This window comes from Nocardioides speluncae, assembly GCF_003121585.1.
GTDB lineage: Bacteria > Actinomycetota > Actinomycetes > Propionibacteriales > Nocardioidaceae > Nocardioides > Nocardioides speluncae.
Genome location: NZ_QEOO01000037.1, coordinates 286,759 through 306,932 on the forward strand (window position 1 = coordinate 286,759; position 20,174 = coordinate 306,932).

Annotated in this window: 22 protein-coding genes and 1 riboswitch; of the genes, 13 read left to right on the top strand and 9 right to left on the bottom strand. The window is 70.9% G+C overall.

What is annotated here, in order from left to right; all coding sequences use genetic code 11:
* Nucleotides 1-56 precede the first annotated feature (56 nt).
* Nucleotides 57-1,019, top strand: coding sequence for a DUF559 domain-containing protein (locus tag DDV73_RS21105; protein ID WP_161962488.1), 963 nt, complete (start codon nucleotides 57-59; stop codon nucleotides 1,017-1,019).
* 71 nt (nucleotides 1,020-1,090) lie between these two features.
* Here the strand turns inward: DDV73_RS21105 and DDV73_RS21110 are convergent, their stop codons facing one another.
* Nucleotides 1,091-2,782, bottom strand: a complete 1,692-nt coding sequence (locus DDV73_RS21110; protein ID WP_109509225.1) for a fumarate hydratase — start codon at nucleotides 2,780-2,782, stop codon at nucleotides 1,091-1,093.
* 38 nt (nucleotides 2,783-2,820) lie between these two features.
* On the opposite strand from DDV73_RS21110, the gene DDV73_RS21115 reads away from it, so the two are divergent.
* Entirely contained in the window at nucleotides 2,821-3,672 is an 852-nt protein-coding gene (locus DDV73_RS21115) for an arylamine N-acetyltransferase family protein (RefSeq protein ID WP_170126045.1), read from the top strand.
* Between the two features lie 5 nt (nucleotides 3,673-3,677).
* Here DDV73_RS21115 and DDV73_RS21120 read toward each other — a convergent pair whose 3' ends face one another.
* The 5 genes from DDV73_RS21120 to DDV73_RS21140 are packed head-to-tail and all read right to left on the bottom strand — an operon-like array spanning nucleotide 3,678 to nucleotide 7,161.
* The gene (locus tag DDV73_RS21120) at nucleotides 3,678-4,031 is read right to left on the bottom strand and encodes a succinate dehydrogenase/fumarate reductase transmembrane subunit (protein WP_109509227.1); all 354 of its coding nucleotides are present in this window, start codon (nucleotides 4,029-4,031) and stop codon (nucleotides 3,678-3,680) included.
* Nucleotides 4,028-4,414: a fumarate reductase subunit C gene (locus DDV73_RS21125; protein ID WP_109509228.1), complete on the bottom strand. Its 387-nt coding sequence runs from the start codon at nucleotides 4,412-4,414 to the stop codon at nucleotides 4,028-4,030. The genes DDV73_RS21120 and DDV73_RS21125 overlap by 4 nt, the downstream gene beginning before the upstream one ends.
* On the bottom strand, nucleotides 4,411-5,169 hold the full coding sequence (locus tag DDV73_RS21130) for a succinate dehydrogenase/fumarate reductase iron-sulfur subunit (RefSeq protein ID WP_109509229.1): 759 nt from the start codon (nucleotides 5,167-5,169) through the stop codon (nucleotides 4,411-4,413). The genes DDV73_RS21125 and DDV73_RS21130 overlap by 4 nt, the downstream gene beginning before the upstream one ends.
* Before the next feature lie 4 nt (nucleotides 5,170-5,173).
* The gene (gene frdA / locus DDV73_RS21135) at nucleotides 5,174-6,931 is read right to left on the bottom strand and encodes a fumarate reductase (quinol) flavoprotein subunit (RefSeq protein ID WP_240617395.1); all 1,758 of its coding nucleotides are present in this window, start codon (nucleotides 6,929-6,931) and stop codon (nucleotides 5,174-5,176) included.
* Between the two features lie 2 nt (nucleotides 6,932-6,933).
* Nucleotides 6,934-7,161: a hypothetical protein gene (locus DDV73_RS21140; RefSeq protein ID WP_109509230.1), complete on the bottom strand. Its 228-nt coding sequence runs from the start codon at nucleotides 7,159-7,161 to the stop codon at nucleotides 6,934-6,936.
* Nucleotides 7,162-7,314: 153 nt separating this feature from the next.
* Between DDV73_RS21140 and DDV73_RS21145 the strand changes: the two genes are divergently transcribed.
* The 3 genes from DDV73_RS21145 to DDV73_RS21155 all read left to right on the top strand — a co-directional run bounded on the left by DDV73_RS21145 (nucleotide 7,315) and on the right by DDV73_RS21155 (nucleotide 10,084).
* Complete coding sequence (locus DDV73_RS21145) at nucleotides 7,315-7,899, top strand: carboxymuconolactone decarboxylase family protein (RefSeq protein ID WP_109509231.1); 585 nt, start codon at nucleotides 7,315-7,317, stop codon at nucleotides 7,897-7,899.
* Nucleotides 7,896-8,789, top strand: a complete 894-nt coding sequence (locus DDV73_RS21150; RefSeq protein WP_109509232.1) for an RNA polymerase sigma-70 factor — start codon at nucleotides 7,896-7,898, stop codon at nucleotides 8,787-8,789. Before DDV73_RS21145 ends, DDV73_RS21150 begins: the two co-directional genes overlap by 4 nt.
* A gap of 248 nt (nucleotides 8,790-9,037) precedes the next feature.
* Nucleotides 9,038-10,084, top strand: coding sequence for an NAD(P)-binding domain-containing protein (locus DDV73_RS21155; RefSeq protein WP_206051026.1), 1,047 nt, complete (start codon nucleotides 9,038-9,040; stop codon nucleotides 10,082-10,084).
* Nucleotides 10,085-10,276: 192 nt separating this feature from the next.
* Here the strand turns inward: DDV73_RS21155 and DDV73_RS21160 are convergent, their stop codons facing one another.
* Nucleotides 10,277-10,927: a response regulator transcription factor gene (locus DDV73_RS21160; protein ID WP_109509234.1), complete on the bottom strand. Its 651-nt coding sequence runs from the start codon at nucleotides 10,925-10,927 to the stop codon at nucleotides 10,277-10,279.
* Nucleotides 10,915-12,879, bottom strand: coding sequence for a sensor histidine kinase (locus DDV73_RS29545; RefSeq protein ID WP_154402838.1), 1,965 nt, complete (start codon nucleotides 12,877-12,879; stop codon nucleotides 10,915-10,917). The genes DDV73_RS21160 and DDV73_RS29545 overlap by 13 nt, the downstream gene beginning before the upstream one ends.
* A gap of 187 nt (nucleotides 12,880-13,066) precedes the next feature.
* Between DDV73_RS29545 and DDV73_RS21170 the strand changes: the two genes are divergently transcribed.
* Nucleotides 13,067-13,738, top strand: a complete 672-nt coding sequence (locus tag DDV73_RS21170; RefSeq protein WP_154402839.1) for a hypothetical protein — start codon at nucleotides 13,067-13,069, stop codon at nucleotides 13,736-13,738.
* A gap of 61 nt (nucleotides 13,739-13,799) precedes the next feature.
* Here the strand turns inward: DDV73_RS21170 and DDV73_RS21175 are convergent, their stop codons facing one another.
* A complete protein-coding gene (locus tag DDV73_RS21175; protein WP_109509237.1) occupies nucleotides 13,800-14,180 on the bottom strand; it encodes a PLD nuclease N-terminal domain-containing protein in 381 nt (126 codons plus the stop codon).
* Nucleotides 14,181-14,255: 75 nt separating this feature from the next.
* A riboswitch (TPP riboswitch) is annotated at nucleotides 14,256-14,366 on the top strand.
* Here DDV73_RS21175 and thiE point away from each other — a divergent pair.
* The 7 genes from thiE to thiC all read left to right on the top strand — a co-directional run bounded on the left by thiE (nucleotide 14,364) and on the right by thiC (nucleotide 20,118).
* Nucleotides 14,364-14,972: a thiamine phosphate synthase gene (gene thiE, locus DDV73_RS21180; RefSeq protein ID WP_109509238.1), complete on the top strand. Its 609-nt coding sequence runs from the start codon at nucleotides 14,364-14,366 to the stop codon at nucleotides 14,970-14,972. It overlaps the preceding riboswitch by 3 nt.
* Nucleotides 14,972-15,994: a glycine oxidase ThiO gene (gene thiO, locus DDV73_RS21185; RefSeq protein ID WP_109509239.1), complete on the top strand. Its 1,023-nt coding sequence runs from the start codon at nucleotides 14,972-14,974 to the stop codon at nucleotides 15,992-15,994. Before thiE ends, thiO begins: the two co-directional genes overlap by 1 nt.
* Complete coding sequence (gene thiS / locus DDV73_RS21190) at nucleotides 15,991-16,182, top strand: sulfur carrier protein ThiS (RefSeq protein WP_109509240.1); 192 nt, start codon at nucleotides 15,991-15,993, stop codon at nucleotides 16,180-16,182. Before thiO ends, thiS begins: the two co-directional genes overlap by 4 nt.
* Nucleotides 16,133-16,954, top strand: coding sequence for a thiazole synthase (locus tag DDV73_RS21195; RefSeq protein ID WP_420818485.1), 822 nt, complete (start codon nucleotides 16,133-16,135; stop codon nucleotides 16,952-16,954). Before thiS ends, DDV73_RS21195 begins: the two co-directional genes overlap by 50 nt.
* Nucleotides 16,951-17,583, top strand: coding sequence for a thiamine phosphate synthase (locus DDV73_RS21200; protein ID WP_109509241.1), 633 nt, complete (start codon nucleotides 16,951-16,953; stop codon nucleotides 17,581-17,583). The genes DDV73_RS21195 and DDV73_RS21200 overlap by 4 nt, the downstream gene beginning before the upstream one ends.
* Entirely contained in the window at nucleotides 17,580-18,413 is an 834-nt protein-coding gene (gene thiD / locus DDV73_RS21205; protein WP_109509242.1) for a bifunctional hydroxymethylpyrimidine kinase/phosphomethylpyrimidine kinase, read from the top strand. Before DDV73_RS21200 ends, thiD begins: the two co-directional genes overlap by 4 nt.
* The gene (thiC, locus tag DDV73_RS21210) at nucleotides 18,400-20,118 is read left to right on the top strand and encodes a phosphomethylpyrimidine synthase ThiC (protein ID WP_109509243.1); all 1,719 of its coding nucleotides are present in this window, start codon (nucleotides 18,400-18,402) and stop codon (nucleotides 20,116-20,118) included. Before thiD ends, thiC begins: the two co-directional genes overlap by 14 nt.
* The last annotated feature ends 56 nt before the right edge of the window (nucleotides 20,119-20,174 follow it).

The following is a 20,174-nucleotide window of genomic DNA, read 5'->3' on the forward strand; positions in this document are numbered from 1 at the left end:
ACAGGTCACCCTTGGCCGGGCTAGAAATGTCGGACTGGCCTCGGAGGCTGTCGTCCATGACAACGTCAGAGATTTCGCCGGCGGCTCGACGCCGGATTCGTCGCCGGAAGGTTGAGCAGTTGGCTGTTGCCCAGGCTGGAGTCGTCAGCCGATCACAGATCTATGGGCTCGGCATCACTCGCGGGGAGGTGCGAGCCAACGTCCGCGCTGGGCGGTGGCGCGCGATCGGGCGCCACTGCGTCAGCGTCCATTCGGGCCCATTGCCAGAGCAGGCCCGTTGGTGGGCAGCGGTGCTTGAGGGTGGACCGCGCGCATTCCTCGACGGGGCCTCGGCATTGATCGCTTCCGGACTTGAGCACTACACAGCCAACAAGATCAGGGTCTCGGTGCCGCGCGGCGCCAAGATCAGGCAGCGCGGCACTCACATCGACATTCGGCAAACCAGGCGATGGTCCGCGTCGGACGTGATCTCATCGGGCGTGCCTCGCTCCCGGCCGGCCATTGCTGCGATCCGGGCCGCGTTGTGGGCGGTGTCGGACCGGCAGGCGACCTTGCTGCTGACCATGGCAGTCCAGCAGGGGCTGACCACACCGAGGCAGCTTACGAAGGAGGCACTGACCGTGCGTCGTGACAAGCGGCGAGCTCTGGTGCATGCAGTGATCCTGGAACTGGCTGGTGGTATCCGCTCGCTGAACGAGCTCGACGTCGTACGGGGCTGCCGCGAGCGAGGCCTTCCCGAGCCCGACAAACATGTGCTGCGGCGTACGCCGAGCGGCACCTACTATCTGGACTTTCGATGGTCGAGGTGGGGGTTGGTCGTCGAGGTTGACGGCATCCAGCACGCGTGGGCGGAGAACCTAGTCGCCGATGCCCTTCGGCACAACTCGATCGCACTCGGCAGCGACACTGTCCTTCGGCTCCCGGTCCTTGGTCTCCGGCTCTGCCCCGACGACTTCTTTGCCCAGGTGAGGCGCGCTCTCATCGATGCTGGCTGGCGCGACCTCCCCGGGGTCGCATGACGTCCCACGCAACGTCATACGCCCCAGGACCTATCGCGACCGGGTCGTATGACGTCAGCCGGCCTGCCGCCCTAGCGCTCGCGCGAGCGGACCCGGATCCCTGAGATCGGCACGTTGACGGCGCCGGAGGGGTCGGTGAAGAAGTCGTTGCCCTTGTCGTCGACCACGATGAAGGCGGGGAAGTCCTCGACCTCGATCTTCCAGACCGCCTCCATGCCGAGCTCGGCGTACTCCAGGACGTCGACGGACTTGATGCAGTCCTGCGCGAGCCGGGCGGCGGGGCCGCCGATGGAGCCGAGGTAGAAGCCGCCGTAATCGCCGCACGCCTCGGTGACCTGCTTGGACCGGTTGCCCTTCGCCAGCATCACCATCGAGCCGCCGGCGGCCTGGAACGACTTCACGTAGGAGTCCATCCGGCCGGCGGTGGTCGGCCCGAAGGAGCCGGAGGCGAAGCCCTCGGGCGTCTTGGCCGGGCCGGCGTAGTAGACCGGGTGGTCCTTGAGGTACTGCGGCATCTCCTCGCCGGCGTCCAGCCGCTCCTGGATCTTGGCGTGCGCGATGTCGCGGGCGACCACCAGCGGGCCGGTCAGCGAGAGCCGGGTCTTCACCGGGTGCCGCGACAGCTCGGCGAGGATCTCCGGCATCGGCTGGGTGAGGTCTATCTTCACGACCTCGCCGCCCTGGATCAGGTGCTGCTCCTCAGTGTCGGGCAGGTACTGCGCCGGGTCGGTCTCCAGCTGCTCCAGGAACACGCCCTCGGCGGTGATCTTGCCGAGCGCCTGCCGGTCGGCCGAACAGGAGACGGCGATCGCGACCGGGCAGGAGGCGCCGTGCCGCGGCAGCCGGACCACGCGCACGTCGTGGCAGAAGTACTTGCCGCCGAACTGCGCGCCGATCCCGAAGCTCTGGGTCAGCTTGAAGACCTCCTCCTCCAGCTCCAGGTCGCGGAAGCCGTGGGCCGACATCGAGCCTTCGGTCGGGAGGTGGTCGAGGTAGTGGGCGCTGGCGTACTTCGCCGTCTTCAGCGCGAACTCCGCCGACGTACCGCCGATCACCACGGCCAGGTGGTACGGCGGGCAGGCGGCGGTGCCGAGCGAGCGGATCTTCTCGTCCAGGAAGGTGAGCATCCGCTTCGGGTTCAGGATCGCCTTGGTCTTCTGGAACAGGAACGACTTGTTGGCCGAGCCGCCGCCCTTGGCCATGAACAGGAACTTGTACTCCGGGCCCTTCTCGCCCTGTGCGGTCGAGTAGAGCTCGATCTGCGCCGGCAGGTTGCTGCCGGTGTTCTTCTCCTCGTACGTCGTCAGCGGGGCGAGCTGGGAGTAGCGCAGGTTCAGCCTCGTGTAGGCGTCGTACACGCCACGGCTGATCGCCTCGGCGTCGTCGGCACCGGTCAGCACGCCCTCGGACTTCTTGCCCATCACGATCGCGGTGCCGGTGTCCTGGCACATCGGGAGTACGCCGCCGGCCGAGATGTTGACGTTCTTGAGCAGGTCGAGCGCCACGAACCGGTCGTTCCCGGACGCCTCCGGGTCGTCGATGATCTTGCGGAGCTGGGCGAGGTGCGCCGGCCGCAGGTAGTGGCTGATGTCGTGCATCGCCTCGGCGGTCAGTCGCCGGATCGCCTCCGGGTTGACCTGCAGGAAGGTCCGGCCGTCCGGCCCCTCGACGGCCGAGACCCCCTCGGTGCTGATCAGCCGGTAGGGAGTCTCGTCCTTGCCGGTGGGGAGGAGGTCGGAGTATCGAAATTCAGCGTCTGCCACGAGACAGCAGGGTACGCCTTGGGTTCTACGCTGGCGCTATGTCATCTCCCACGTCCGCCGATCCCACCTCCGCCGGCCAGTGGCAGGTGGACCAGCTCGACCTGCCGGCGTACCTCGACCGGATCGGCGTCGCCGCGGCACCACCGAGCATCGACCTCCTCAACCGCCTGCACGAGGCGCACGTGCGCAGGTTCACCTTCGACAACATCGACGTGCTGCTCCGCCAGCACGCCGGGCTCGGCCTGGACGCGATCCAGGAGAAGTTCCTGGGCCGCGGCCGGGGCGGCTACTGCTTCGAGCACGGCACGCTCTTCGCGGCGGTGCTGGAACGGCTGGGCTTCGACGTTCGCCGCCGGCTGGGCCGCGTCGGTGACCCGGCCACCGGCAGCCAGCAGGGCCGCACCCATGTGGTGGTCGAGGTGGCCGTCGACGGGCGGCGCTGGCTGTGCGACCCGGGGTTCGGGATGAGCCTGCTGCGGCCGATCGAGCTGGCCGACGGCGCGGTGAACGACCACCTCGGCTGGCAGTACCGCCTGGACCGGCTGTCCGACCCGGACGGCTGGCGGATGTCGCGGCTGCGGGACGGCGGCTGGCAGGTCATGCACACCGCCGACGACCTGCCGGTGAAGCCGGTCGACCTCGCGATGGGCCACCACTTCACCAGCACCTTCCCGGACTCCCACTTCCTGAAGGGCCTGATGCTGACCCGCCACCTGCCGGGCCGGCACGTCTCGCTGACGCTGGAGACGCTGACCATCCGGTACGGCGACGCCCCGACCGAGCACCGGCCGCTGCGCGACGGCGAGCTGGCGGACTGGCTGAAGGTCCTCGAGGTGCCGCTGACCGACGACGAGGAGAAGCGCCTGCTCGCGCTCACCCCACCGGCCTGACGGGCTCAGGTCAGCGCATTGCCCAGCCACACCAGCGCGGCGAAGGAGCCCGCGAGCGCGCCGCCGTAGCAGAGCATGGCCACCAGCAGCTTGTGCTTGACCTGGAGGCCGTCGTACAGCGTGTAGCGGAAGCGGTGCGCGGCGTGGATGAGCATCACCGGGAACAGCCCGAGCAGCACCAGGAACGTGAGGGGATGGCCCAGCAGGTCGGCCATCCGGTCGTAGCTCGGCGGGTCGATCCAGCCGAGCGGGAACGCCAGCGCGAACAGCAGCGCCAGCACCGGCAGGAACGTCGCCGCCGCGACACCGCCGCCGCTGAACGTCAGCCAGACCAGGGGTTCGATGCGTCGTTTGGTCATCGCAGGACCAGCCAGGCGATGGCGGCGGAGACCACCAGGAGGCCGCCGTACTGGGCGCCGATGATCGCCGACGCCGGCAGCCGCCGGCCGCGCAGGCGCAGGTCCATCGCCTGTGGGGTGAGGTTGAACCAGGTGACGGTGTGCAGCACGAGGAAGGCGAAGGCCAGCAGGTTGATTGCGACGACCCAGGGAGTGTCCGCCCAGTCCCAGAAGCTCTCGTACGCCGCCTCGCCACGGCTGACCGCACGGACCAGCAGGATCAGGAAGAGGACGAGCCAGGCGACGAACAGGCTGCTGAGCTCCCGCATGACGAACAGGAAGTAGCTCCGCTTCGTGGTCCACCAGAAGAGGCGGACCGGAGGGTGGTAGCGGGTGTCGCTCATCGGCCCGCCGCCCGCGGCAGCAGGAACGCCATCACCGACTCCTTGGCAGCCTTGACCTTGTAGCGCTGGATCGCGCCGGCGGGGTCGACGTGCTTGGGGCAGACCCGGGTGCATTCGCCGACGAACGTGCACCCCCACACGCCTTCGTGCTCGATAAGTACGTCGAGCCGTTCGCGGGCGCCGTGGTCGCGGGAGTCGAGGTCGTAGCGCTCGGCCAGGGCGATCGCAGCGGGGCCCATGAAGTCGGGGTCGAGGCCGTAGACCGGGCAGGCGGCGTAGCAGAGCATGCAGTTGATGCACATGCTGAACTGCTTGTAGGCGTCGAGCTCCTCGGGCGTCTGGAGGTACTCGCCGTCGATCTCGGTGACGTCGTCGTCGCGGATGATCCACGGCTTGACGCGGGGCAGCTTCTCCATGAAGTCGTTGATGTCGACGACCAGGTCCTTGACGACGGGGAAGTTCGCCAGCGGCTCCACGCGCACCGGGCCCGGGGCGTAGTCGGAGAGGAAGGTCGCACACGTGAGCCGCGGCTCGCCATCGACGTTCATCCCGCAGCTGCCGCAGATACCCATCCGGCAGGACCAACGGAACGCCAGTGACTCGTCCTGCTCGGCCTTGATGTGGTTCAGTCCGTCGAGGACGGTCCACTCCTTGCGCAGCGGCACCCCGTAGTCCACCGGCACCGGGGGGTCGTTCTTGTCCGGCCGGTAGCGGGTCACCCGCATCGTGATGTTGTCGTCGGACTCATCAGTCATGGGGCTACCTCCCGTAGACCCGCTCGCCCGGCGGCCAGCGGGTAATCGTCACCGGTAGCTGCTCGATGCGGGGGCTCCCGTCGTCAGCGCGCCGGACGAGATGGTGGGCGAGGAAGTGCTCGTCGTCGCGGGCGGGGAAGTCGGTGCGCTGGTGGGCGCCGCGCGACTCCTCGCGCGCCAGCCCGGAGAGCAGGATGCACTCCCCGATGTCGACCAGGTTGGCCAGCTCCAGGGCGGCGACCAGCTCGGTGTTGAACGGGCGGCTGGTGTCCCGGATGCCCACCGCATCGGCCCGCTCCCGGAGCGCCTGCACGGCGTCGGCGCCCTTCTCCATCGAGGGGCCGGTGCGGTAGATGCCGGCCGCCTCCTCCATCGTCGACTGCAGCTCCTCGCGGATCCGGGCCACCCCGTCGTCGTCCCCGGCCGGACGGTCGAGGAGCGCCCGCAGCCGCCGTACCTCGTCGTCGACCTGAGCCTGTACGGCGGCGGTGGTCGGCGGCGCCGAGCCGGCGTACTCCGCTGCGGCGCGGCCCGACCGGGCTCCGAAGACCAGGCACTCGGGCAGCGAGTTGGAGCCCAGCCGATTGGCACCGTTGATGCTCACGCACGCGGTCTCGCCGGCGGCGTACAGCCCGTCGAGCCCGGCCGCGCCGTCGATGTCGGTGTGGACTCCGCCCATCATGTAGTGGATCACCGGCCGGACCGGGATCAGCTCGTGGACCGGGTCGATGCGCTCGTACTTCAGGCACAGCTCGCGCACGAACGGCAGCTTGCTGTCGATGAGCTTCTCGCCCAGGTGGCGGAGGTCGAGATGGACGACCTCGCCGTACGGCGAGGCGGTGGTGCGGCCCTTCTCCGCCTCGTGCACGAACGCCTGGGACAGCCGGTCGCGCGGGCCGAGCTCCATGCTGCGCAGAACCGGCGTCGGCGACGGCGTGCCGAGGTCGTAGTCCTGCAGGTATCGGTAGCCGTCCGCGTTGACCAGCCAGCCGCCCTCGGCGCGTGCGGCCTCGGTGATCAGTATCCCGGTGAACGGCAGCCCGGTCGGGTGGTACTGCACGAACTCCATGTCCTTCAGCGGCGCGCCCGCGCGGAGAGCCAGCGCCATCCCGTCGCCGGTGTTGATGTTGGCGTTGGTGGTGAACGGGAAGACCTTCCCGCAGCCACCGGTGGCCAGCACGACCGCCTTGGCGGTGACCGCCTGGATCCGGCCGGTCATCAGCTCGATCGCCACCACGCCCTGCACCCGGCCGTCATCGACGAGGAGTCTGGTCACGAACCACTCGTCGTACCTGGTGACCTCGCGGTACTTCAGCGTGGTCTGGAAGAGCGCGTGCAGCATGTGGAAGCCGGTCTTGTCGGCGGCGAACCAGGTGCGCATCTTCTTCATGCCGCCGAAGGCGCGGACCGCGATCCGGCCGTCCGGCTGGCGGCTCCACGGGCAGCCCCAGTGCTCGAGCTGCAGCAGCTCGCGCGGTGCCTCCGCGACGAACGCCTCGATCGCGTCCTGGTCCCCGAGCCAGTCGCTGCCGGAGACCGTGTCGTAGGCGTGCTCATCGAGGGTGTCGTCGTCGTCCGCGATCGCGCCAGCGGCGCCGCCCTCGGCGGACACACTGTGGCTGCGCATCGGGTACACCTTCGACATCACCGCGACGTCGAGGTGGGCGCTGGTCTCGGCGATCGCGACGGCGGCGCGCAGGCCAGCCAGGCCGCCGCCGATCATGAGTACGTCGTGGTCGGCGACCACCTCCCCGTCGGCCACGCTCACTCGCCCCGCAGCTCTTCGTCCACCACCACCTTGCCGTGGTGGTTCACCACGCTGGAGTGCACGCTGCCGTCGTGGAACTCCTCGCGGTGGGTCTGGCAGCCGCAGGCGTAGCGCACGTCCAGGGTGACCAGTCCCTGTCCGTCCTCGGTGGCGAACTGTTCTCCGCCGCACTGTCGTCCGCAGGGGGCAGGTCTTGCCTCGAAGCGGGTGATGGTTGACGTCACGTCCTCGCACCTCCTCGGCCGCGGGGCACGTGCCGGCGACCCACTCACCAGATTCCTCTCATCGACGTTGAATGTGAAGGCCTGTCACAGGGCAGAGCCAGCCGGTGTCTTCATGTCGAACCCGATCAAGAGCACCGATCAACAGGAGGACAGATGACCACCAGGATTCCCCCGAAGGAGATCACCGGTCTCTACGGCGCGGTGGTGAAGAAGTTCAGCAAGAAGATGTTCGGCCAGGTCCCGGAGTCGCTCGGCGTGATGTGGCACCACCTGCCGGTGCTGAAGTCCACCATGGGCTTCGGCCAGAAGGTCCAGAAGTGGGACCGGTGCGACGAGAGCCTGAAGTCGTTCGCACACATGGCGGTAGCGTCGTACATCGGCTGCACGTGGTGCCTGGACTTCAACTACTTCATGGCCAAGAACAACGGCCTGGACGTGGACAAGGCGCGGGAGATCCCGCAGTGGCGCGAGTCGGAGGTGTTCACGCCGCTGGAGCGCGAGGTGCTGGATTACGCCGAGGCGATGAGCCAGACCCCGCCCACGGTGACCGACGAGCAGGTCGCGAGCCTGCTGGAGCAGCTCGGCCCCGACGGGCTGATCGAGCTGACCTCGGTGATCGGGTTCGCGAACCTGACCACCCGCTCCAACGTTGCGCTGGGAGTCGAGTCGGAGGGCTTCGCGGCCGCGTGTGGGCTGAAGCCGCTGGCCGAGCGGCCCGTCGTACGCTCGCGGGCATGACCGCTTCACTGGACACCGACCCCTTCGTCACCCACCGCAGCCTGCTGTTCACCGTCGCCTACGAGATGCTCGGCTCGGCCGCCGACGCCGAGGACGTCGTACAGGAGACTTGGCTGCGGTGGGCGAAGGTGGACCAGGCCGAGGTGCGCGAGCCGCGCGCCTACCTGGTCCGGGTCGTCACCCGGCAGGCGCTCAACCGGCTGCGCAGCCTGGCTCGCCGCCGCGAGGACTACGTCGGCGAGTGGCTGCCCGAGCCGCTGCTCACCACGCCGGACGTGGCCGAGGACGTCGAGCTCACCGAGAGCGTGTCGATCGCGATGCTGACCGTGCTGGAGACGCTCGGGCCAACTGAGCGGGCGGTGTTCGTGCTGCGCGAGGTCTTCGACGTGCCGTACGCCGAGATCGCCGAGGCGGTCGGCAAGTCACAGGCCGCGGTCCGGCAGATCGCGCACCGAGCCAAGCAGCACGTGGTCGCCCGCCAGCCCCGGATGCAGGTCAGCCGGACCGAGCAGGAGGAGGTGATCGAGCGGTTCCTCGCCGCGGTCACGGGCGGCGACCTCCAGGGGCTGCTCGACGTACTCGCGCCCGACGTGGTGCTGGTGGCCGACGGTGGCGGCATCGCCTCGACGGTCCGCATCCCGCTGGTCGGTGCCGAGGTGATCGGCAAGGTGCTGGCCCGGTTCGCCACCCGCAAGGAGACCGCGGGCGCCGCCGCCTACCCGATGGTGCTCAACGGAGCGCCCGCGGCACGGATCGACATCGACGGCATGCTCGACACCGCGATCAGCGTGGTCGTCGCCGATGGCAAGATCACCCACATCTACGCGATCCGCAACCCCCACAAGCTGGCCCGGCTCGACGAGGAGACGCGGCTCAGCCGACTGTCCTGAGGTCTGTGTCGTCTGTGTCGTCTTGGGCTCAGGGCTGGCCCTGAGCCCAAGACGGGTGTCCGCTCCGACGCGGCTGGGCGGCCATCGGCGAAGAGTTGGGGCATGGACAAGCACTGGCAGACCAAGCTCCCGTCGATCAGCCCCACGGCCTGGTGGTGGCGCTGCTCTCCCTGGCCGCCGGGAGAGCAGAGTCACGGCATAGGAACCCGGCGTTGGGCGTTCCAGCAGGCGTGGAGACCTACGACTCGATGGTGATCGGGGCTGGCCAGGCGGGCCTGTCGGCGTCGTACCATCTCAAGCGGCTCGGCCTCAGCCACGTCGTGCTCGACGCCAACTCAGCGCCCGGAGGAGCGTGGCAGCACCGCTGGGACTCGCTCACGATGGAGGACGTCCACGGCATCGCCGACCTACCGGACGCCCCCGCGCCGGCCCGCGACGGCCGGCGCGCCAACGAGGCGGTGTCGGCGTACTTCGCGGACTACGAGCGGCAGCACGAGCTGCCGGTGCTGCGGCCGGTCGCGGTCGATCGGGTCGAGAGCGAGGGCGAGCTGCTCGTCGTTCACGCGGTCGAGCGGTCGTGGACGACCCGCACGCTGGTCAACGCGACCGGCACCTGGTCGCGGCCGTTCGTGCCGCACTACCCGGGCGTGGAGACCTTCCGCGGCGAGCAGCTGCATACCGTCGACTACCCGGGGCCGGAGCACTTCGCCGGCAAGCGAGTCGTCGTGGTCGGCGGCGGCGCGAGCGCGGTCCAGTTCCTGGGCGAGCTGGCGCCGGTGGCGGACACGATCTGGGTCACCCGGCGCGAGCCGGTCTGGCGCACCGACTGGGACGAGAACACCGGACGCGAGGTGATCGCCCGGGTGGAGGAGCGGGTACGCCGCGGCCTGCCGCCGCACTCGGTGGTGAGCGTGACCGGGCTGGCGCTCCGGCCGCAGGAGCGGCTCGCCGAGTCGCTCGGCGCCTACGAGCGGCGGCCGATGTTCGCCCGGGTCGAGCCGGACGGCGTGCGCTGGGCCGACGGCAGCTTCGAGCATGTCGACGCGATCCTGTGGGCGACGGGCTTCCGCCCCGCCGCGGCCCACCTGGCGCCGCTGCACCTCAAGAGCGAGTACGGCGGGATCCAGCTGTTGTCCTCCACCCGCGACGTACAGACCGCCACGATTGCCGCCGCCGACCCGCGCGTGCAGCTGGTCGGCTACGGACCGAGCGCCAGCACCATCGGCGGCAACCGCGCCGGGCGAGCAGCCGCCGTCGCGATCGCGCGGCGACTTCGTGAGCCCGTCGCCGCCTAGTTGCGCTGACCCGGCCCGTGTTCACGTGGGGGAGCGCTGACCCGGCTCGTATTGACAGGCGGGTGTGCCGACCTCGCTCCTGTCGAGGTGAACACGGGCCGGGTCGACGGTCTGTGGCGTGAACAAGGGCCGGATCAGCGTCAGCCTGAGCCTGCGAAGGCTGATGTCGATCCGGAGCTCCGCTGGCGCTGCTCAGACCTCCTGCTGCAGCCAGGCGAGGACGGCGAGCACCCTGCGGTGGTCGTCGTCCTCGGGCGGCAGGTCCAGCTTGGTGAGGATGTTGCCGATGTGGGTCTCGACGGTCTTGCCGGTCAGCACAAGCTGGCGGCCGATGGCGGCGTTGGAGCGGCCCTGCGCCATCAGCGCCAGCACCTCGCGCTCGCGCTCGGTGAGCACGGCCAGCCGGTCGGCGTGGGTACGCCGGCCCAGCAGGAAGCTCACGACGCCGGGGTCGAGCACGGTCTGCCCGGCCGCGACCCGCTCGACCGCGTCGACCAGCACCGCGACATCGACGACCCGGTCCTTGAGCAGGTAGCCGAAGCCGCTCGGGTGCTGCTGGGCCAGCTCCGCGGCGTACCGGCTCTCCAGGGACTGCGACAGCAGCAGCAACCCGATCTTGGCATCGCGCTCGCGGATCCGGCCGGCGGCGCGGGCGCCTTCATGGGTGTACGACGGCGGCATCCGGATGTCGATCAGCGCGACGTCCGGCGCATGCTCGGCGACGGCGGTCTCCAGCTCGTCCGCATCGCCGACCAGCGCCACCACCTCGATCCCGGCCTCTGCGAGCAGCCGGGCCAGCCCCTCCCGGAGCAGGACCGAGTCGTCGGCGATCACGGCGCGCACGGCAGCACTCCTATCACTGTGGTGCCGGCTCCCGGCGCAGACCGCACCGTCAGCGTGCCGCCGACCGCCTCGGCGCGGTCGGCCAGGCCGCGCAGCCCGTTGCCGCCCGGGTCGGCGCCGCCGCGGCCGTCGTCGGTCACCCGGACCGTCAGCTCGGTGTCGTCGGCGGTGACCGCGAGCGCGACCGACTGCGCCGCACCGTGCTTGATCGCGTTGGCCACCGCCTCGCAGGCGAGGAACCAGGCGGTCGCCTCGACCTCCGGCCGGAACCGCCGGTCGACGCCGGCCAGGGTGAGCTCGATCGGGAACCGGTGGGCGAGGTCCTCGGCGGCCGCAGTGATGCCGCCGTCCTGGAGTACGGTGGGATGCAAGCCGTTGGCCAGCTCGCGCAGGTCCACGACGGCCGCTTGCAGACCCTCGATGCTCGCCGCGACGGCCGCCTCCAGCCGCTCGGCGGAGCCGTTGACCTGGGCCGCACGGAGCTCGAACGCCAGCGCCAGCAGCCGCTGCTGGGCGCCGTCGTGCAGGTTGCGCTCCAGCCGGCGGCGCTCGGCGAGCTGGGCCGCTGCGATCCGGGCCCGCGACTGGTCGACCTCGACCAGCTGGAGCCGGATCCGGGCCCGGAGCATCACGTTCTCGAGCTCCGGGGTCGCGGCGTCGGCCACCGAGCGGGCCAGTTCCGGGTCGGCGTGATGCCGGATCCGGGCCACCGGCCGGCCGTCGCGCCGTACCTCAAGCACGCCGTCCTCCAGGTCGTCGTCGTCCGGGTCCGCCGGCCGGCCGTCCGCGGTCACCCAGCCGTCCCGGTCCTCCACCCAGTAGGCGGCCGATAGCGTCGGGTCCTCGAGGGCATCGCTGAGCACGTCCTCGATGGTCCGGTCGGGGTCGGGGTTGCGGAGGTACGCCTCGACCTGCCGGTGCGCCTCGTACCGCCGGCGGTGGAAGCGCCGGTCGATGGCCTCCTGGAAGGCGCGGTACGCCGGGATCGCGACGGCGACCGCGCCCAGGGTCCCGAGCACGACCGGGACGTCGGAGCTGCCGCCGCGGATCGCCAGGCCGGCCGCGGTGACGACCAGGGCGAAGGTGATCGCGAGCACCGCCGAAGCGAGCAGGTAGGCCACGGCGCGACCGAGGATCCGGTCCACGTCGTACAGGTGGTAGCGGGCGATCGCCAGCCCGGTCGCGACCGGCAGCAGCCCCATGAAACCGCCGACCGCGATCGCCAGCAGCAGCGGGTGGTCCGGCGAGGCATAGTAGGCGAGCACGACGAAGGCGGGCAGCGGCACCACGACGACCGCGAGCCACAGCAGCTGGCGTCGCTCTACGCCGCCGGAGCGGCGGAACCGGACCAGCAGCGACACCCCGGCGAGAACCAGTCCGACCCCGCTCACGATGCCGAGCGCGGTCCGGGTCAGCCGCAGCGCGGGCGTCGCCGCGGACCCGAGCGCCAGCGGACTGGTGACCGTCTCGTACGGCGCATCGAGTGGCTCCGGCCAGACCAGCGTGACCGCGAACCACGCCATCATCCCCACCGTCGAGCCAACAGCGACCAGCCGCCAGCGCGGCGACAGGGTGGTACCGGTCGGGGTGAGGTGCAGGATCCAGGCGACCAGCCCGAACCACACGACGAACATGCCGTCGGCCACGACGGCCACCAGGTCCGCGGCGGGCAGGCTTCCGGGCCGGGCGACCGCGCCGTACAGCGCATAGCCGTCCAGGGGGCCGCTGGCCGCGACCGAGGCGCCGAGGGCGAGGAACAGCCAGCCGACCGGGTGGTCCGGGCGGCGATGAGCGAGTACGGCGCCGACCGCGGTCGCGCTGGCGAGGGTGGCCAGGATCGGCAGCGCCTCGACGTCGATCGCCATCAGGTCGGAGCGCCCGACCCGGTCGAAGGCGCGCACGAATAGCAGCGCGGTCGCGAGCAGCGCCACGGTCGTCCCGACCAGCGCCACCGCGGCCACTGTCTGACCTGTGTGTCGTGTCGGCCGCCTCACTCGTCGATGGTGGCACCGCGGGCGGGGTTGTGCCTCGGGGTTAGCCCCGAGCCGGGGTCCGGGGGCGGCTCCGATGTTTCGGGCGCCGCGCGCGCCGACGCTGAAGGGACAGACCTCGAACCACCTCGATGCAAGGAGCACCATCATGGTCCAGACAGTTCACACCCCTGCCGAGACAGTTCGCGGCGCCGGCCTCTGGGAACCCGCCGTACTGATTGGGGCGCCGGCCGTGGCCGTCGTCGCCCGGCTGCTGACCACCCCGTGGTACCAGGACGACGCCGACCAGCCCGACAGCGCCCGTGTCCTCGCCGACATCGCGGATGCGCCGGTCCGCAACGACGTCGGCATGCTGCTCGGCCTGGTCGCGGCGCTGCTGTTCGCTGGCGCCGCGGTCGCGGTCGGGCTCCGGGTCCGGGAGCAGATGCCGCGCCTCGGGACCGCCGGGATGCTGATGGCCGTGATCGGCGGTTTCGGGTTGGCGATGTTCAGCGACCTGCTGCTGCTGGCCGCCCAGGCAGCGGACGTGGAGGGGGAGCGAGCGGCGATGGCCGAACTGTTCGACCAGGCCTACAGCGCGCCGCTCGGCAACTTCTTCTTCCTGCTGCTGATCGTCGGTGCCGTCGGCTGGGTGCTGCTCAGCGTCGGGCTGTACCGCAAGCGGATCGGCTCCCGGGCGGCCGCCGTGCTCGCGGGACTCGGCGGGGCAGCGGTGATGCTGACCGCACCCGGCCCGGCCATCAGCTTCATCGCCGGCGCGGCAGTCATCTCGCTGGTCGGCCTGACCTGGGTGGGAGCCGGCCTGCACCGGTCGCGATAGCTCGATAGTCCAGAACGGTTGACATCAAATTCGGCCCGGATTTGATGACAACCGTTCTGGACTATCCGTCTGCGCCGCCTGGTTCCTCGCGGCGCTTCTGCTCGCGGGCCTTGCGGCGCTGCTCCTCGGCGCGCTCGCGGACCTTGCGGAGGAACTCCGCATCCGCCTCGGGGTCGGCCGCGGCGGCGCGGCCGGGGCGGTCGTACTCCGGGAAGTCGGGGGCGGCGCGTTCGTACGGCGCGGACCGCCGGGGTGCGGATGCCGGCCGGCCGGCGGCCAGCCAGGCCACCGACCCGGCGAGCGGGAAGAACAGCACGATCAGCAGCCACCAGACCTTGGGCAGGTGGCGGACCTCGTCGTCACGGCTGGTGATCACGTTGACCACGCAGTAGAGCCACAGGATCGCGATCACCGGTCCGATGAAGATCGCCAGCTTGCCCATCGATGTTCCCCCTGGTGTGTGCGCTGCCGTCCAGAACTCGCAGCAGAGTAGGCGATGAGTGCCTGCTATGGTCGCGATATCCACCACGGGTGTCCGCGGCAGCGGGCTGAGATGGGGCTGACGCCGCTCCGACCGTTGAACCTGATCCGGGTCATGCCGGCGAAGGAAGCGAGGAGCGATTCTGTGTCTGCGCGTGTACCCAGGCTGCCCCGACTGCACTGCTTGGTTGACCACACCCACGACCTGTCCCTCCTGCCGGAGCTGGCAGATGCCGGCGTCGACGGGTTCCAGATCCGCACGAAGGCGCTCGACAATGGGGCGCTGCTGACCTTCGCTCGCGCAGTGGTCGACGCGCTCGCGACGTACGACGTGAGCGTGGTCGTCAACGACCGGGTCGACGTGGCGCTGGCCAGCGGTGCCGACGGCGTCCACCTCGGCCGTGCCGACAAACCGGTCGCCGCGGCCCGGGCGCTGGCTCCCCGGCTGCTGATCGGCGCCACCTGCCGGTCCCGCGAGCACGCCGCCCAGGCGCGTGCCGACGGCGCGGACTACGCCGGCTTCGGGCCGGTCTTCGCCTCGGCGAGCAAGGACGGGCTGCCGGCGCCGCTCGGTCCGGACGCGATCTGGGCGGCTACCGGCGAACTGCCGCTGATCGCGATCGGCGGCATCGACGCCGGCAACGTCGGCGAGGTCGTCGCGGCCGGTGCCCATGGGATCGCGGTGATCGGCGGCATCTGGCGAGAGCCCGATCCGGTGGCGGCCGCGAAGGCGCTGCGCGGCGCACTCGGCTGATGCGGGTCCGGGTACTCGGGGCCGGGATCATCGGCCTCTCGGTGGCCGACGAGCTGCTCCGGTGCGGCCACGCCGTGACCGTGGTCGACCCGGCGCCGGCCAGTGGCGCGTCGTACGCCGCCGCCGGGATGCTCGCGCCCGCCGGCGAGGTCTGGCACGGCGAGGAGGCGCTGCTCTCGCTCGGTCGGCGGAGCCTCGCACTGTGGCCGGAGTACGCCGCGCGGCTGGGCGTCGCGCTGCACACCACTGGCACCCTGCTCGTCGGCCGTGACCACGGCGACCTGCAGCAGGTGGAGCGGCAGGCCGCGCTGCTCGCGCTGCATGGCACGCCCGTCGAGCTGCTGACCCGCCGCGAGCTACTGTCCCGCGAGCCCACCCTGACCTCGCGCGTCGCCGGCGGCCTGCTGCTCCCCGACGACCACAGCGTCGACCCGCGACTGGTCCTGGACGCGTTGATCAATCGGGTGGTCGAGCAGCGAGCGCTAGCAACCGTCGTCGAGACCACTGACGTGGACGCCACCGTGATCGCCACCGGTGCCCAGCTGCCCGAGCCGTGGACGCACCTGGTCCGAGGGGTCCGCGGCGAGGTGGTCCGGGTGCGCACCGACGACCCGCCGGCGCACACGGTGCGGGGGTGGGTGCACGGCGAGCCGGTGTACGCCGTTCCCAGGGCAGGCGGTGAGGTAGTGATCGGTGCGACCTCCGAGGAGCACGACGAGCCGCCGATCGCGACCGTCGGCGGCGTCGCCCGGCTGCTGGACGCGGCCCGGGCGCTGCTCCCCGGCCTGGACCGGGCCGAGCTGACCGAGGCGATCGCCCGGGACCGCCCGGGGACTCCCGACAACCTGCCGCTGGTTGGCCCGAGCGGGGTCGCGGGGACCGTGCTCGCCGCCGGCCTGTTCCGGCACGGCGTACTGCTCGCCCCGCTGGTGGCCCAGCTCGTCGCAGACCACCTCGAGACCGGCGCCGTCGATCCGACCCTCGACCCGCGCCGCTTCACCTCAGAACGGAGCCACGCATGACGATCCTGCTCAACGGCGAACCTGTCGCCGTCGCCCCCGACACGACCGTCGCCGACCTGTTGGACGCCGACCCACGCGGTTGCGCGGTCGCGGTCAACGGCGAGGTGGTGCCGCGCGAACGGCACGCCGCCACACCCGTTGCCGACGGCGACACCGTCGAGATCGTCCGGGCGGTGCAGGGTGGCTGACACTGTGGCTGACTCCTGGAAGCTCGGCGATCGCGAGCTGGCCTCGCGGCTGTTCCTCGGCACCGGCGGCCTGCCCAACCTGGCCCTGCTCGAACCGGTGCTGGATGCGGCCCGGCCCGCGTTGGTGACGGTGTCGATGCGGCGTACGTCGGGGCTCGGCGACGGCGGGCTGCTCGACACGCTGGCCCGGGCCGGCGTACCCGTGCTGCCCAACACCGCCGGCTGCCTGAGTGCGCGGGAGGCGGTGCTGACCGCCGAGCTGGCCCGCGAGGCGCTGGGTACGTCGTGGGTGAAGCTCGAGGTGATCGGCGACGAGACCACCCTGCTGCCGGATGCGGTCGAGCTGGTCGAAGCCGCCGAGACACTGGTGCGGAAGGGCTTCATCGTCCTGCCCTACACCACGGATGACGCGGTGCTGGCCCGCCGACTGGAGGACGTCGGCTGCGCCGCGGTGATGCCGCTCGGTTCGCCGATCGGCTCCGGCCTCGGCATCCTCAACCCCTACGCGATCGAGGCGCTGGTCGGGTCGGTCTCGGTGCCGGTGGTGCTGGACGCCGGCGTGGGTACGGCGAGCGACGCGGCGCTGGCACTCGAGCTCGGTTGCTCGGCCGTGCTCACCGCCACCGCCGTGACCAGGGCCGACGACCCGGTCGCGATGGCGCGGGCCATGCGGCTCGGTGTCGAGGCCGGCCTGGCCGCGCGCTGCGCCGGCCGGATCCCGCGCCGCGCCACCGCCCGCGCGTCCAGCCCCATGACGGGACGGATCGCATGAGCGCCGCCGCCGGCCTGCCCCGGCTGATCCTGCTCACCGACCGGTCCCAGCTGCGGCTGGGCCGTGGCCTGGTGAGGACCGTCGCCGAGTGCGTTTCTGCTGGGTTGACCCACGTTGTGGTCCGCGAGCACGACCTCGACCCGCACGCCCGGCACGGCCTGATCACCGCCCTCGCCGAGATCGACGACCTGACCGTGATCTCGTCGCGGACCGACGACCCCGCCGCCCACGGCGTACACCTGGCGGCGGACGGCCCTTGTAACGCGGAGTTACTACCTCTTCCGGAGAGTAATGACGGTGCGGAAGAGGTCATAACTCCGCGTTACATAGTCGGCCGCTCCTGCCACAGCGCCGTCGAGGTCAAGCAGGCAGCGGGGGAGGGTGCTGACTACGCCACGCTCTCGCCGTACGCCGAGACGGCGAGCAAGCCGGGCTACGGACCGCCTATCGAGCCCGCCGAGCTGGCGGGTCATGAGATTCCGGCGTTCGCGCTCGGCGGCATCACCCGCGACAACGCCGCGGCGGCCCGCGAGGCGGGTGCGTACGGCGTGGCGGTGATGGGCGCGGTGATGCGGGCTGCCGACCCGGCGGCCGAGGTGGCCGCCCTTCTGACGGCGGTGGGCCGATGACGCCGCCCGTCGTGCTCACCGTCGCCGGCACCGACTCCGGTGGCGCGGCCGGCATCGCGGCCGACCTGGCCACGTTCGCGGCGCTCGACGTACACGGAGCCTGCGTGGTCACCGCCGTCACCGCCCAGGACACCACCGGCGTCCACGCCGTCCACCTCGTCCCGGGTGAGATCGTCGAGGCCCAGCTCGACGCGGTCTTCGGCGACCTCCCCGTCGCGGCCGTCAAGACCGGCATGCTCGGCTCCGCCGACGCGGTCGTGGGTCTCAGCGATCGCTATCGGGCACTGTCAGACCCACGACCCGCACTGGTCGTCGACCCGGTGCTGGTGGCGACGTCCGGGGCGGTACTGGGCGACGACCTGGTGGCCAAGGCATACGTCGAGTACCTGATGCCGCTCGCCACCGTCGTCACGCCGAACGCCGACGAGGCGGCCGCCCTCACCGGGACCGCAGCTCCACCCGACGAGCTGGCCCATACGCTCGCCGAGCTCGGCTGCGCGGTGGTCGTGACCGGCGGAGTCTCGACAAGCTCGACGACCGAAGGGCGCACCTGCACCGACTGGCTCGCGCTGCCGGGCGACACCCCGATCCCGCTCACCCACCCAGCCATCGAGACCGACAACGACCACGGCACCGGCTGCACCTTCAGCGCAGCACTCGCCGCCCACCTCGCCCACGGAACCCCGCTCCGACAGGCAGTCGCGCACGCCGCGGCGTACACGACCCAACAGCTCGACCTCAGCCGCACCTGGAACCTCGGCCGCGGCCGAGGCCCGATCGCCCACACCCACGACCCATTCACACAGGAGGCATCGCATGACCGTCCATGAAGCCCACAGCCGGATCCTGATCGCCGACCCCGACGACAGCAGGATCGAGGTCCCGGTCATCCGGGTCGCGCTCACCAACGGCGAGACCTTCGACCGCTACTGCACCGAAGGCCCCGGCAGCGACCCCGAGGTCGGCCTCGCTCCGCTGCGGGACCGCTGGATCACCGACCGCCGCGATACCGAAGAGTACGACGGCCGCGAGACCCAGCTGATCGACAACGGCAAGGCGGCGGTACGGCGCGGCGCGGCGGCCGGCGAGTGGCGCGGCGAGCGCCCGCAACCCCGGCGCGCCACGGCAGGCAAGCGGGTCACCCAGATGCACTACGCCCGCGCCGGGACCATCACCCCGGAGATGAGGTTCGTCGCGCGGCGCGAGGGCTGCGACGTGGAGCTGGTCCGGCGCGAGGTCGCCGAGGGCCGCGCGATCATCCCGAACAACGTCAACCACCCCGAGTCCGAGCCGATGATCATCGGCCGCCGGTTCCTGGTGAAGGTCAACGCCAACATCGGCAACTCCGCCGTCACCAGCAGCATCGCCGAGGAGGTCGACAAGCTGACCTGGGCGGTGACCTGGGGCGCGGACACCGTGATGGACCTGTCCACCGGCGACGACATCCACACCACCCGCGAGTGGATCATTCGCAACTCACCCGTTCCGATCGGCACCGTCCCGATCTACCAGGCGCTGGAGAAGGTCAACGGGGAGGCCGACAAGCTGACCTGGGAGATCTTCCGCGACACCGTGATCGAGCAGTGCGAGCAGGGCGTGGACTACATGACCATCCACGCCGGCGTACTCCTGCGCTATGTCCCGATGACCGCCCGGCGCGTCACCGGCATCGTCAGCCGCGGCGGCTCGATCATGGCCGGCTGGTGCCTGGCCCACCACCAGGAGAACTTCCTCTACACCCACTTCGACGAGCTCTGCGAGATCTTCGCCCAGTACGACGTGGCGTTCTCACTCGGTGACGGCCTGCGCCCCGGCTCCACCGCCGACGCCAACGACGAGGCACAGCTGTCGGAGCTGCGGACGCTCGCCGAGCTGACCACGCGGGCCTGGAAGTACGACGTCCAGGTGATGGTCGAGGGCCCCGGTCACGTGCCGCTCAACCTGGTCGAGGAGAACGTCGTACTCCAGCAGGAGTGGTGCCACGGCGCGCCGTTCTACACCCTCGGGCCGCTGGCCACCGACATCGCGCCCGGCTACGACCACATCACCTCCGCGATCGGCGCGGCCACGATCGCCATGCACGGCACCGCGATGCTCTGCTACGTCACTCCGAAGGAGCACCTCGGCCTGCCCAACCGCGACGACGTCAAGACTGGTGTGATCACCTACAAGCTGAGCGCCCATGCCGCGGACGTCGCCAAGGGCCACCCCGGCGCCCGGGACTGGGACGACGCGCTGTCCAAGGCGCGCTTCGAGTTCCGCTGGCGTGACCAGTTCGCGCTGTCGCTCGACCCGCACACCGCCGAGGCCTTCCACGACGAGACCCTGCCCGCCGAGAACGCCAAGACCGCGCACTTCTGCTCGATGTGCGGCCCCAAGTTCTGCTCGATGCGGATCAGCCAAGATGTCCGGGACCGCTTCGGCGCAGAGCTCGATCCTGGGCTGGACCCCGACGTCGGCATGAAGGAGAAGTCCGCCGAGTTCCTCGAGCTGGGCGGGACGGTGTACGTCGAGGGCGAAGCCGCCGCTGGTTGACGAGGTCGCGTCTGAGCCGCCGGTTAAGGAGGTTGTGTGTGAGCCGCCGGTTGAGG

What these genes read in the sequence shown, in the direction of transcription:
- DDV73_RS21105 (WP_161962488.1), top strand. Translation starts at nt 57, where the DNA reads ATGACAACGTCAGAGATTTCGCCGGCGGCTCGACGCCGGATTCGTCGC.
- DDV73_RS21115 (WP_170126045.1), top strand. Translation starts at nt 2,821, where the DNA reads ATGTCATCTCCCACGTCCGCCGATCCCACCTCCGCCGGCCAGTGGCAG.
- DDV73_RS21120 (WP_109509227.1), bottom strand. Translation starts at nt 4,031, where the DNA reads ATGACCAAACGACGCATCGAACCCCTGGTCTGGCTGACGTTCAGCGGC.
- DDV73_RS21125 (WP_109509228.1), bottom strand. Translation starts at nt 4,414, where the DNA reads ATGAGCGACACCCGCTACCACCCTCCGGTCCGCCTCTTCTGGTGGACC.
- DDV73_RS21130 (WP_109509229.1), bottom strand. Translation starts at nt 5,169, where the DNA reads ATGACTGATGAGTCCGACGACAACATCACGATGCGGGTGACCCGCTAC.
- DDV73_RS21145 (WP_109509231.1), top strand. Translation starts at nt 7,315, where the DNA reads ATGACCACCAGGATTCCCCCGAAGGAGATCACCGGTCTCTACGGCGCG.
- DDV73_RS21150 (WP_109509232.1), top strand. Translation starts at nt 7,896, where the DNA reads ATGACCGCTTCACTGGACACCGACCCCTTCGTCACCCACCGCAGCCTG.
- DDV73_RS21155 (WP_206051026.1), top strand. Translation starts at nt 9,038, where the DNA reads ATGGTGATCGGGGCTGGCCAGGCGGGCCTGTCGGCGTCGTACCATCTC.
- DDV73_RS21170 (WP_154402839.1), top strand. Translation starts at nt 13,067, where the DNA reads ATGGTCCAGACAGTTCACACCCCTGCCGAGACAGTTCGCGGCGCCGGC.
- DDV73_RS21175 (WP_109509237.1), bottom strand. Translation starts at nt 14,180, where the DNA reads ATGGGCAAGCTGGCGATCTTCATCGGACCGGTGATCGCGATCCTGTGG.
- thiO (WP_109509239.1), top strand. Translation starts at nt 14,972, where the DNA reads ATGCGGGTCCGGGTACTCGGGGCCGGGATCATCGGCCTCTCGGTGGCC.
- thiS (WP_109509240.1), top strand. Translation starts at nt 15,991, where the DNA reads ATGACGATCCTGCTCAACGGCGAACCTGTCGCCGTCGCCCCCGACACG.
- DDV73_RS21200 (WP_109509241.1), top strand. Translation starts at nt 16,951, where the DNA reads ATGAGCGCCGCCGCCGGCCTGCCCCGGCTGATCCTGCTCACCGACCGG.
- thiD (WP_109509242.1), top strand. Translation starts at nt 17,580, where the DNA reads ATGACGCCGCCCGTCGTGCTCACCGTCGCCGGCACCGACTCCGGTGGC.
- thiC (WP_109509243.1), top strand. Translation starts at nt 18,400, where the DNA reads ATGACCGTCCATGAAGCCCACAGCCGGATCCTGATCGCCGACCCCGAC.